The sequence below is a fragment of the Bacillus sp. JJ1127 genome (assembly GCF_036965845.1).
Taxonomy (GTDB): Bacteria; Bacillota; Bacilli; order Bacillales; family Bacillaceae_G; genus Bacillus_A.
In genome coordinates this window covers 20,038-31,781 of sequence record NZ_JBALQK010000145.1, presented here as the reverse complement: position 1 = coordinate 31,781, position 11,744 = coordinate 20,038, and the positions used below count along the sequence as shown (strand labels likewise).

The following is an 11,744-nucleotide window of genomic DNA, read 5'->3' as shown; positions in this document are numbered from 1 at the left end:
CCCCTTTCTTTTTAGGGGGGACGAGAGCAACTGGCCGTGCATAGAAACGGTCAGGGCCTCTTCCTACCACATTTAAAAGGGAGTGAAGGTCATGTTTTATATGTAAAAGGATATATAGTAATTACCTTTATTTTTCTAGTTTACTCCGCTATTTGCAAACAGTAAGAATCTTACCACAGGATTCAGATAAAAGCTTTATTTGGAGGTGTCTATATGAAAGTGTCGGTATTTATTACGTGTCTTGTTGATGTTTTTTATCCAGAAGTAGGAAAAGATGTTGTTGAGATTCTTGAAGATTTAGGCTGTGAAGTCGACTTTCCAAAAAACCAAACTTGCTGTGGCCAGCCTGCTTATAATAGCGGGTATCATAAAGAAACGAAAACGGCTGCAAAGCATATGATTGAAGCGTTTGCTGGTTCAGAGTATGTTGTGGCACCATCAGGCTCTTGTGTCATGATGGTTCATGAGTTTTCAAGTTTATTTTCTGAAAGTGAAACAGAATGGCGGCAAAAAGCTACGGAACTTGCAAATAAAACGTATGAATTTACGCAGTTTATTGTAGAGGTACTAGGAAAAGAAGATTTAGGTGCAAAGCTTCATAAAAAAGCAACCGTTCATACATCCTGTCATATGAGCCGGTTAATGAATATTAAAGAGCCTCCTCAAACATTATTAAAACATGTAAAAGGGTTGGAAGTCACTCCGTTGTCCCACAATTATGATTGTTGTGGATTTGGCGGTACATTCGCAGTGAAGATGGCGGAAGTCTCTGAGCAAATGGTTGATGAAAAAGTGAAGCATATTATGGAAACGGGTGCGGAATTGTTAATCGGGATGGATTGCAGTTGCTTAATGAATATAAAAGGCCGATTAACCCGTAATGGTTATCCAATTGAAGTGAAGCATATTGCGCAAGTGTTAAATGAGGATAGAGGGGGGATATAAAAATGGGAATGAAAATCGGGAACGATTCCTTTCATAAACGTGCTGAAACAGGTATTGGGGATCAATTCATGAGAAATGCTGTTAAGAAAGCGCAAGATGGTCTTAGAAGCAAGAAATTAAAAGCTACTGAGAGTCTTGGGAATTGGGAAGAATGGCGTTCTTTAGGAGAAGAGATTCGAAAGCATACATTAGAAAATCTTGATTATTATTTATATCAACTCACTGAAAAGATTGAGCAAAATGGTGGTTCTGTTTATTTCGCAGAGACTGCTGAAGATGCAAGGGAATATGTAAAAGGGATTATAAAAAAGAAAAATGCGAAAAAAATTGTAAAGTCAAAATCTATGGTAACGGAAGAAATCAGTCTAAATGAAGCAATTGAAGAAGTTGGCGGGGAAGTATTAGAAACAGACTTGGCAGAATTTATTTTACAAATTAATGATCATGATCCACCATCGCATATTGTTGTTCCATGTCTTCATAAAGATAAAGAAAGTATTTGCGAGTTGTTTAAAGAAAAAATAGGCTATACAGGGCCAGCTGATCCCGAAAAAATGGCGAGGTTTGTACGGAACTATTTGCGTAATGACTTTTTAACAGCGGATGTAGGCGTGACGGGATGTAATTTTGCTGTTGCGGAGTCCGGGTCTATTTCGATTGTAGCGAATGAAGGGAATGCGAGATTGGTTACGACCATTCCGAAAACGTTAATTACCGTGATGGGGATGGAGCGCATTGTCCCAACATGGGAAGAACTTGATGTTTTAGTAACGCTTTTGTGCCGAAGCTCTGTAGGGCAAAAGTTAACAAGTTATATTACAGGTTTAACGGAACCTGGGGGGACAGATGGACCTGAGGAATTTCATTTAGTAATTGTTGATAACGGTCGTTCTAATATTTTAGGAACAGAGTTTCAAAGTGTTCTGCAGTGTATTCGGTGCGCAGCATGTATTAATGTGTGTCCAGTATATCGTCATATCGGAGGGCATGCATACGGCTCAATCTATCCAGGGCCAATTGGTGCTGTATTGACACCGCTTTTAGGTGGATATGATGAATATAAGGATTTACCTTATGCATCTAGCCTGTGCGGCGCTTGTACGGAAGCGTGTCCGGTGAGAATACCTTTACATGAATTATTAATTCAGCATCGGCGACAGATTGTAGAGGAAGCAAAAAAGTCTCCTGTAGCGTGGGATATGGCAATGAAAGGATTTGAAAAAGTGGTGAAGAGTTCGAGGTCGTTCTCTTTAGCAGCGAGGACAGCTCCGTATGCATTAAAGCCTTTTACAAAAGGAGATAAAATTGAACGCGGGGTGGGACCGTTAAAAGCTTGGACAGAAGCAAGAGATTTTCCCGCTCCGAAAAAACAACCGTTTAGAGATTGGTTTGAAAAGCGGAAAAGGGAGGATCGATAATGGCCATTCAAAATCGCGAAGAATTTTTATCTAAGGTATCAGAAAGACTTGGGAGAAAACGTCCGGAAACCGTAGAAAAGCCGAGTTGGTCTGTTTCTCCGCAATGGAGCGTTTTTGACGGATTAACAAAGGATGAGCTTGTATTGAAGCTGATGGAACACTGTGAAACTATTCATACGGAAGTTCGGCGAACAGAAAAGGCTAACCTTGTAGAAACGTTACACTCCTTTATGAAAGAATGGGAGATAAAATCTGTTATTTATTCAAATGATGAACGGTTTGATGAATATAATCTTAGTGAATTTGTAACAAATGAAGGGGCAATACATTTTCATAAATGGGATTTAGCCCATAAGGAAGAGAGTATTGAATTTGCGAAAACAGCTGATGTTGGAATTACATTTTGTGATATTACTCTTGCGGAATCAGGAACTGTCGTTTTATTTAATGATGGTATGAAAGGGAGACACGTTAGTCTTCTTCCTGAATCGTATATCGCAATTGTCCCGAAAAGTACGATTGTCCCTAGATTAACACAAGCTACAAAGATGATTCATCATCAAAATATTGAGGGTGAAGCCATTCCGTCTTGTTTGAACTTCATTTCTGGTCCGTCAAACAGTGCTGACATTGAAATGAACCTCGTCGTAGGTGTACATGGACCGATAAGAACAGCGTATATTATTGTCGATGATCAATAATTGTTCAAGACTTCTCTGTGGGGGTCCTGTTTACAAAGTAATTAGTGAAAGATGAAGGTGTCCGACTGATAAAAGTTTCACCTTATCTCTGTACAATTGCTTATAAGATATGCAAATTACTGAGGTGTTCTATTTTGTAACTGAATGGCGATGGGAATCGATTCCCATCGTTTTTTGTTTGTTTAGGCTGGGAGTTCCTTCATTGTGACAAACTGTTTTTGATAGTATAATGAAATGAGTATGTGATGAAAAAATTCGTCATTAGTAGCTGAGGTGAAGAAGCATGCAAAGAGTCACAAACTGTGTATTAATTAAAGATAGTGAAGTGCTCCTACTACAAAAGCCTCGTCGAAATTGGTGGGTCGCACCAGGCGGAAAGATGGAGCGCGGTGAGACTGTAAGAGATTCAGTTGTTCGTGAATATCGTGAAGAAACAGGTATTTATTTAAAGAACCCAGCATTAAAGGGGGTCTTTACCTTTGTCATCCAAGAGGGTGATAAGGTTGTTTCCGAATGGATGATGTTTTCATTCTTGGCAACAGATTTTGCAGGAGAAAACAAATTAGAAAGCGAAGAAGGCATCATTGGCTGGCATACATTTGATAAAATTGATGAGTTAGCAATGGCACCGGGAGATTATCATATTATTGATTATTTAATCAAAGGAAACGGCATAATTTACGGTACATTTGTATATACACCAGATTTTGAACTACTTTCATATCGATTGGATCCAAGCTAAACCTTCGAGGAGGGGATACGATGACAGAGAATAATGATATTAAAATGGTAATTATTACAGGAATGTCTGGTGCAGGAAAAACAGTAGCTCTGCAAAGTTTTGAAGATTTAGGATATTTTTGTGTAGATAATTTACCTCCGATGTTACTGCCGAAGTTTGTTGAGCTTATGGCAGAGTCAAAAGGAAAAATGAATAAAGTGGCACTCGGTATTGATTTACGTGGCCGTGAATTTTTTGAACATTTATGGGGATCACTTGACGATTTATCAGAACGCACGTGGATTATTCCTCATATTTTATTTTTAGATGCAAAAGATAGTACGCTCGTAACACGTTATAAAGAAACGAGACGTTCGCATCCACTTGCACCAACTGGTTTGCCGTTAAAAGGGATTGAGGCAGAGCGTAATTTATTAACAGACATGAAAGCAAGAGCAAATATTGTACTTGATACGTCTGATTTAAAACCGAAAGAACTACGTGAAAAGATTGTTCATCTGTTTGCAACAGAGGGTGAGCAAGCATTCCGTGTAAATGTGATGTCATTTGGATTTAAGTACGGCATTCCAATTGATGCAGATTTAGTATTTGATGTTCGTTTTTTACCAAATCCATACTATATTCCACAAATGAAGCCATTAACAGGACTTGATGAAGAAGTTTCGTCATATGTGCTCAAGTTTAATGAAACACATAAATTTTTGGAAAAGTTGACGGATCTTATTAGTTTCATGCTTCCGCATTATAAAAGGGAAGGTAAGAGTCAGCTTGTGATTGCAATTGGATGTACAGGTGGGCAACATCGTTCTGTTACGCTTGCAGAATACCTTGGGAAACATTTGAAACCAGAGTATATGGTTCATGTATCTCATCGTGATGTGGAGAAGAGAAAGGGCCATTAAGGGATGAAAAAAGAGAGAAAACCTAGAATTGTCATTATGGGAGGAGGAACTGGACTATCTGTTTTATTAAGAGGATTAAAAAAGTATCCGGTTGATATTACAGCGGTCGTGACAGTTGCCGATGATGGTGGCAGTTCGGGTAGATTACGTGATGAACTAGAAATTCCACCCCCAGGCGATATTCGTAACGTGCTTGTTGCGTTATCAGATGTAGAGCCGCTTGTGGAAGCTTTATTTCAACATCGTTTTACATCCGGAGAAGGGTTAACAGGTCATGCGTTAGGAAACTTATTATTAGCAGCCATGACTTCCATTACGGGGGACTTTTTCCATGCTATTACAGAAACGAGTAAGGTGTTAAATGTAAGAGGACGTGTATTACCAGCGGCAAATCAAAGTGTTGTGCTTCATGCAGAACTTGAAGATGGGCAAATTGTAACAGGCGAATCAAAGATTCCTTACTTTGGAAAGAAAATTAATCGTGTCTTTTTAACACCTGGGGATGTAGAGCCGTTATATGAAACATTGGCTGAAATTCAGCGGGCAGATTTACTCGTATTTGGTCCAGGAAGTTTGTACACAAGTATATTGCCGAATTTAATCGTGAAAAAAATCGGAGACGCCGTTCTTGCTGCAAAGGCGAAGAAGGTATATGTATGTAATGTTATGACACAAGCTGGTGAAACGATGGGTTATACTGCATTTGATCATATCCAGGCGCTACATGATCATCTTGGAACCTCATTTATCGATACTGCGATTGTGAATAATCATGATATTCCTTGTCCATTACGTAAATTGTATGCAAAAGAAATGTCTGAACCTGTTGTAGTTGATGAAGAACGTTTCGCTGAGAATAACATTAATTTGATTCAAGATGAATTAGCGAAGTACGATGATCAAGTTGTAAGACATGATACATTAAAATTAGCTTCTATCTTATATTCGTTGTTATAAGCGTGCGTTATCTCTTTATGAGATAACGCTACTCATTCATATAGGACAAGATTTTTGTTCCAAAATATCGTATAAGGAGGTGTTGACTGTGTCATTTGCATCAGAAACAAAGAAAGAGCTCACGAAGCTTGAAATGAAGGAATGCTGTGAGAAAGCAGAATTATCAGCATTGCTTCGGATGAACGGATCGCTTTCTTTTTCAAACCGTCGTCTTTCCATTGATATTCAAACAGAAAATGCAGCAATCGCCAGAAGAATTTACACATTGCTGAAAAAAGGATATGACGTGACGGTAGAATTACTTGTTCGTAAAAAAATGCGACTGAAGAAAAATAATGTATATATCGTTCGACTTGTTGAAAAATCCCGCGAAATATTAGCGGACCTTCAAATTGTTCGAGAAGATTTTTCATTTATTCGGAATATATCACAGGAATTAATTGAGAAAAAATGTTGTAAACGATCGTATTTACGAGGTGCATTTTTAGCAGGTGGTTCAGTAAATAACCCAGAAACATCATCTTATCATTTAGAGGTCTTTTCGTTATACAAGGAACATAATGATTCTATATGTGAACTGATGAACGGATTTGATTTAAATAGTAAGACATTAGAAAGGCGAAAAGGATATATTACGTATTTGAAAGAAGCGGAGAAAATTACAGAGTTTTTAAATATTATCGGTGCACATAATGCACTCTTAAGGTTTGAGGACATTCGAATTGTTCGCGATATGCGTAATTCAGTGAATCGCTTGGTGAACTGTGAGACGGCCAATTTAAATAAAACAATTGGTGCGGCACTAAGGCAAATTGAAAACATTCGTTACATTGATGAGACGGTTGGGCTTGATATTTTGCCAGATAAACTGCGAGAGATTGCACAACTAAGAATTAACTATCAAGATGTAACATTGAAAGAATTAGGCGAGATGGTATCTGGGGGGAAAATCAGTAAATCAGGTATTAATCATCGCTTGCGTAAAATCGATGAAATTGCAGAAAAATTACGCACGGGGGAAACAGTAGTAAAAAAATAAGAGCAAAGGGGAGAGAACTGTGGTTCAAAAAAAGGTTACAGTTTCATTAAAAAACGGCTTACAAGCACGTCCGGCTGCGTTGTTTGTACAAGAGGCGAATCGTTTTCATGCTGATATTTTCATTGAGAAAGATGGAAAAACAGTCAACGCAAAGAGCATAATGGGGATTATGAGCTTAGCGATTGGATCTGGCTGCAACGTAACAATTACGACAGAAGGTTCAGATGCAGAAGCAGCTTTAGAAGCGCTAGCTGCATATGTGCAAAATAAAGAATAAAAGCTATCGCAGGCGCGGTAGCTTTTTATTGTTAGATGTTGTCGAACGGTCGATAAAAAAAGACTATCGCTTGAGCGATAGTCTTTTTTTTATATTCAGCGACCATTTTGAGCGAGCCGCCTGCGCTTTAAAGTTATATCTAGCTCCGGCGGCTAGAATCTTCGGTCGTTTCGCCCCCTCGGACGAAGCAAAAAGCGCTTCTCTGTCGGGTGCTCCAACGCCCTGCGATTCTGAGCGAGCCACTTCCGCTTTTAGTGATATCCAGCTTCAGCGGCTAGAACAGTCGGTCGTTTCACCCCTTTATTCGAGGCAAAAAGCGCCTCGGAATCAGGGGTTCCAACGCCCTCCTGTTCTAAACGAGCCGCTTCCGCTTTTAAATTTATTAACGATTTGTAAAGATTTTATCGATTAAGCCGTATTCTAGTGCTTTTTCTGCTGTCATGAAGTTGTCGCGGTCTGTGTCGCGTTGTAGAACTTCTAATGGTTGACCTGTGCGCTCAGAAAGAATTTGGTTTAATTTTTCACGTAAGAATAGGATGCGTTTTGCTGCAATTTCAATTTCAGTTGCTTGACCTTGTGCCCCGCCAAGTGGTTGGTGAATCATAACCTCACTGTTTGGAAGTGCAAAACGTTTTCCTTTTTCACCTGCTGCAAGTAGGAAAGCACCCATAGATGCTGCCATACCAATACAAATTGTTGATACGTTTGGTTTAATAAATTGCATTGTATCGTAAATTGCCATACCTGCTGTGATAGAACCACCAGGGCTGTTGATGTATATGTGAATATCTTTTTCTGGATCTTGAGATTCCAAGAATAAAAGCTGGGAAACGATTGAGTTTGCTACGTTATCATCAATTGCGCTACCAAGCATAATGATGCGGTCTTTTAATAGGCGAGAGTAAATATCGTAAGCGCGTTCTCCACGATTTGTTTGTTCAATTACTGTAGGAATTAAATTCATCTGTTATTTCCTCCTTTGAAAGCTTTCTTAGTCTTATAATACAATTATGGTCAATAAAGGTCAAACGAAACCACTTTAAATCAAAAAAATATGTAGTTGTACCATGATTTATTCGCTATGTTTTTGAAATTCCCTGCTTATGTATCTTCAACATCATAACCGAATTATATAAATTTAAACGTCATGAGAGAAGTATGTTATTTACAAAAAAACAAAAGAACGCCTTTTCTAATAGAAGCGTTCTCTCGTTTCCTATTCTTTTAAGAGGTAGGTGACTTTATTTAAGATATACTCGATTTGCTTTGCGTTCTTGCTATACATTTGACTTGCCGATTTTGATTTTGTTTCTAAAGAAAATAATTCAAGATCAGCATGACATTTTTTTAAGGAAGCTAACAATAATGGTTTATCTTGAGGAGAAGGCATTTGAATTTTATCATTATAGATGTCAACAGTGAGCTGTCCATAGGAATCAACTTGTCCAAGAAAAACATTTTCGATCATTACCCCAATTTTTTCTAATTCAGCATGAAGCCAAGCGCGATTATGACCGCTAGCTGAAAGAGGCTCATCCAGCACATTTCCATCCATAATGACTGTGTGTGTTTCTTTTTCATTTGGTAACTTTAATCCAATATCTTTTGCTGTTAATGGCTGTTTATCTTTCTTCAGTAAGATATTTAATTCACCATTTGGTTCTAATACGGCAAATTCCACATCCGCTATATTGAATACATCTTTCTTTCGAAGAAGTTCGAGTAATTCATCACTTGTATACTTTTCTTTCTTTAAATTGTCCTCAAGCACTTTGCCATCTTTTATAAACACGGTGGATTTACCTTCAAAGAAATCACGTATTGTTTTATTTTTTAGCGAAATAAGCCCTGCGAAAAACGGTACGATAGCGAAAACGAGCATACTGGAAACACCGTGGAAAAAGTTTTGTTCTAGTCCCGTCGATACTTCCGCAGCGATATCGCCAATTGTCATACCAGCTATATATTCAAAGAAGGAAAGTTGAGAAATTTGTCTTTTTCCAAGCCACTTTGTAATGGCAAATAAAACAATTAAGACACATAAAGAACGGATGATGACAAGTGGCCATTCGGGTATGTGAGACATAGTAATTCCCTCCAGTTTGCCTAAAATCCTTTATACTGTGGTTCTTCTAATTCCAATACTGAAATTCGGTTCTTTAGATCAGCGATGACGCTGTCCATTTCTAACATACATTCATGAAAAATGCGTTTTGCTTCTTCGTCTGCAGCATTTTGTGAAAGAGTACTTAAACTAGCTTGTGCTCCTTTTAAACTAGCAAGACACGTTTTTACACTAGCAACAACAGTCATGAAAACACCTCTTATCCTTTCGGTTTAAATAATAGAGCTCCGATGAATCCGAAAATAATAGCCGCTGATACACCGGCGCTTGTTACTTTAAACATGCCAGTTATAACACCAACGATTCCATGCTTTGCTGCTTCTTCCATGGCTCCGTGAACAAGGGCGTTCCCAAAGCTTGTAATGGGAACTGTCGCTCCAGCGCCTGCGAAATCGATTAAAGGCTCATATAAATTGAATCCATCTAGTATAGCGCCGATAACAACGAGTGTTGCCATTGTGTGAGCAGGCGTCAGCTTCACGACATCAAACATAAGTTGGCCGATTACACAAATCAGCCCACCGATGACAAAAGCCCAGAAAAAAATCATTGTTGTACACCTCCAAGTTCAATGGATACAGCATGAGCGATGCACGGAATGGTTTCGGATTGCTGGAATGTAATGGGAGACAGTAAAGCACCTGTCGCAACAACAAGCATTTTTTTGAATTCCCCTTGTTTCATTCGGTTTAATAAATGCCCGTATACGACTGTTGCTGAACAGCCTGCACCACTCCCGCCTGCTAAGACAGGTTGTTCTTCCTTATAAATGAGTAATCCACAATCTTGAAATTGTTTGCTCGTTACTTTTGTTCCGTGCTTATGCAGTAAATCGTAGGCAATCTCACGCCCAACATGACCGAGGTCGCCCGTTACGATTAAGTCATAGTAAGATGCATCAATTTGCCTTTCGCGTAAATGTGCCTCGATTGTATCGACAGCAGCAGGTGCCATTGCGCCTCCCATATTAAAGGGATCAGTTAACCCCATATCAACGACTCGTCCAATTGTTGCAGATGTCACACTTGGGCCGTATCCTTCACTACTCAAAAGGGCAGCGCCTGCACCAGTTACAGTCCATTGCGCGGTAGGTGGTTTTTGACCGCCGTATTCCGTTGGATAGCGGAATTGTTTTTCAACAGCAGTATTATGACTGGATGATCCTGTTAATAAATATTTTGCGCCTTTTGCATTAACGATACTTGCACCGAGAGCAAGGCCCTCCATGGAAGTAGAGCAAGCGCCAAATAATCCAAGATAAGGTGTACCGAGTGTACGACATGCAAAGCTTGAAGGAGTAATTTGATTAATTAAGTCCCCTGCAAGTACAAATTGAATATCTTCTTTACGAAGTTTTGCTTTTTCCGTTGCGCGGCTGCAAGCTTCTTCAAATAAAATTTTATGTGCCTTTTCATAAGAGTCTTGTCCCAGCCATAAATCTTCATGAAGAGTATCAAAGTCTTCAGGGATTTTTCCGTTCGCTTCAAATGGCCCACCGATTACGCCTGTTGAGATGATGACTGGTTTATTTTCAAATATCCATGTTCGGTGTCCTTGTAACATTTACAGCCCTCCCCATTGAACGAGAATGGTTTTAATAAGAGCAATCACAAAAGCAGAAAATACACCAAATAAAATAACGGCCCCTGCTAATTTGAACATGTTACCACCAACACCAAGGACAAAGCCTTCTGTTCGGTGTTCAATACAAGCAGCGATAACAGAATTGCCAAATCCGGTAACAGGAACAGCTGTCCCAGCCCCAGCAAATTGTCCGAGGCGGTCATACACTCCGAAGCCAGTGAGTAACATGGAAATGAAAATGAGTGTAGCTACTGTAGGGTTTCCGGCAGATCGCTCGGTGAAATCAAAATAGGTGATATAAAAGGTCGAAATGAGTTGGCCGATGAAACAAATGAGACCGCCAACAAAAAAGGCTTTTATACAATTCTTTAAAACGGGACGCTTTGGTTCGCGCTGTTGTTCAAATTTTTTATATTCCTGTTGTACAGGTGTTAAATTTTTGTCTTTACTGGACATTTGAATCCTTCCTTTTCCTTTAGAAAACGTACAATTACGTATCAGATTTCATTTCTGATTGAATGATCTTTAATTGCTTTTTAATCTGATCCTTATTTACTATTTTTTTCTTAATTTTGTTTTCGAGTTTATCTAACATCATAAAAATTTTTCGATCTGTACTTACGTGAATATTGAAAGTTGGATACTCGTTACTGAGTTGCGTTTTAAGTCTGCTTCGTAGAGGCTTTAAACCAAATCTTTCATGATGTTCTGGTTTAACAGCTATATAAAGATCTAAATTGGAGTTAACGGCTGCGGCTTCTGTGATTTCTTCCATAGCGAGTGCTTTCTTCTTTGCGCCTTGAGATATAGACTGATTAAAGGATTCTGTACTCATTTTCGTTAACTTTGGACCCTTCTTTTCCTCTGTTTGTTTTGCTTTTTCTTTTTTTACTTTTTTATCTAATGGACTACTACCACAGCCGGCAAGTGAACTGAGCAGGAGTACGAATAACGCGGTTATGATGCCAATTTTTCGCATTACAATCATTCCATTTCTATTGCTTTATGTAATTTGAGAGAAAAAGGATGATATGGAATCATCCTTTTTCTTCGA

At 38.8% G+C, this 11,744-nt stretch carries 14 protein-coding genes and 1 pseudogene; 8 read left to right on the top strand and 7 right to left on the bottom strand.

Translation table 11 applies throughout. The features are described 5' to 3' along the window. The first annotated feature begins 213 nt into the window (after positions 1–213). The 8 genes and pseudogenes from V7183_RS14865 to V7183_RS14830 all read left to right on the top strand — a co-directional run bounded on the left by V7183_RS14865 (position 214) and on the right by V7183_RS14830 (position 6,981). Complete coding sequence (locus V7183_RS14865; RefSeq protein ID WP_097899277.1) at positions 214–945, top strand: (Fe-S)-binding protein; 732 nt, start codon at positions 214–216, stop codon at positions 943–945. A gap of 2 nt (positions 946–947) precedes the next feature. Continuing rightward, positions 948–2,397 (top strand): annotated as a pseudogene (locus V7183_RS14860) (LutB/LldF family L-lactate oxidation iron-sulfur protein). Then, entirely contained in the window at positions 2,363–3,064 is a 702-nt protein-coding gene (locus V7183_RS14855) for a LutC/YkgG family protein (RefSeq protein ID WP_335360000.1), read from the top strand. The pseudogene V7183_RS14860 and the gene V7183_RS14855 overlap by 35 nt, the downstream one beginning before the upstream one ends. 283 nt (positions 3,065–3,347) lie before the next feature. Beyond that, entirely contained in the window at positions 3,348–3,806 is a 459-nt protein-coding gene (locus V7183_RS14850) for an NUDIX hydrolase (protein WP_097899275.1), read from the top strand. A 20-nt stretch (positions 3,807–3,826) separates the two neighbouring features. Beyond that, entirely contained in the window at positions 3,827–4,708 is an 882-nt protein-coding gene (gene rapZ, locus V7183_RS14845) for an RNase adapter RapZ (protein ID WP_097899274.1), read from the top strand. 3 nt (positions 4,709–4,711) lie between these two features. Then, positions 4,712–5,665 carry a gluconeogenesis factor YvcK family protein gene (locus tag V7183_RS14840; protein WP_335359999.1) on the top strand — a complete coding sequence of 318 codons (954 nt, stop codon included), beginning with the start codon at positions 4,712–4,714 and terminating at the stop codon, positions 5,663–5,665. Positions 5,666–5,753: 88 nt separating this feature from the next. Beyond that, positions 5,754–6,704: a DNA-binding protein WhiA gene (whiA, locus tag V7183_RS14835; RefSeq protein ID WP_097899272.1), complete on the top strand. Its 951-nt coding sequence runs from the start codon at positions 5,754–5,756 to the stop codon at positions 6,702–6,704. A gap of 19 nt (positions 6,705–6,723) precedes the next feature. Then, positions 6,724–6,981 (top strand): HPr family phosphocarrier protein, encoded by a 258-nt coding sequence (locus V7183_RS14830; RefSeq protein WP_097899271.1) that lies wholly within the window; start codon positions 6,724–6,726, stop codon positions 6,979–6,981. A 382-nt stretch (positions 6,982–7,363) separates the two neighbouring features. Here V7183_RS14830 and clpP read toward each other — a convergent pair whose 3' ends face one another. The 7 genes from clpP to V7183_RS14795 all read right to left on the bottom strand — a co-directional run bounded on the left by clpP (position 7,364) and on the right by V7183_RS14795 (position 11,669). Further along, entirely contained in the window at positions 7,364–7,945 is a 582-nt protein-coding gene (gene clpP, locus V7183_RS14825) for an ATP-dependent Clp endopeptidase proteolytic subunit ClpP (protein WP_097899270.1), read from the bottom strand. 252 nt (positions 7,946–8,197) lie between these two features. Continuing rightward, the gene (locus V7183_RS14820) at positions 8,198–9,067 is read right to left on the bottom strand and encodes a DUF421 domain-containing protein (RefSeq protein ID WP_097899269.1); all 870 of its coding nucleotides are present in this window, start codon (positions 9,065–9,067) and stop codon (positions 8,198–8,200) included. Between the two features lie 20 nt (positions 9,068–9,087). Then, positions 9,088–9,294, bottom strand: coding sequence for a DUF1657 domain-containing protein (locus V7183_RS14815; RefSeq protein ID WP_097899268.1), 207 nt, complete (start codon positions 9,292–9,294; stop codon positions 9,088–9,090). A gap of 11 nt (positions 9,295–9,305) precedes the next feature. Continuing rightward, complete coding sequence (spoVAE, locus tag V7183_RS14810; protein ID WP_097899267.1) at positions 9,306–9,656, bottom strand: stage V sporulation protein AE; 351 nt, start codon at positions 9,654–9,656, stop codon at positions 9,306–9,308. Then, a complete protein-coding gene (spoVAD, locus tag V7183_RS14805; protein WP_097899266.1) occupies positions 9,653–10,669 on the bottom strand; it encodes a stage V sporulation protein AD in 1,017 nt (338 codons plus the stop codon). Before spoVAD ends, spoVAE begins: the two co-directional genes overlap by 4 nt. After that, positions 10,670–11,146: a stage V sporulation protein AC gene (gene spoVAC / locus V7183_RS14800; RefSeq protein WP_097899265.1), complete on the bottom strand. Its 477-nt coding sequence runs from the start codon at positions 11,144–11,146 to the stop codon at positions 10,670–10,672. A gap of 34 nt (positions 11,147–11,180) precedes the next feature. Then, positions 11,181–11,669 carry a YhcN/YlaJ family sporulation lipoprotein gene (locus V7183_RS14795; RefSeq protein WP_335359998.1) on the bottom strand — a complete coding sequence of 163 codons (489 nt, stop codon included), beginning with the start codon at positions 11,667–11,669 and terminating at the stop codon, positions 11,181–11,183. Positions 11,670–11,744: the final 75 nt, after the last annotated feature.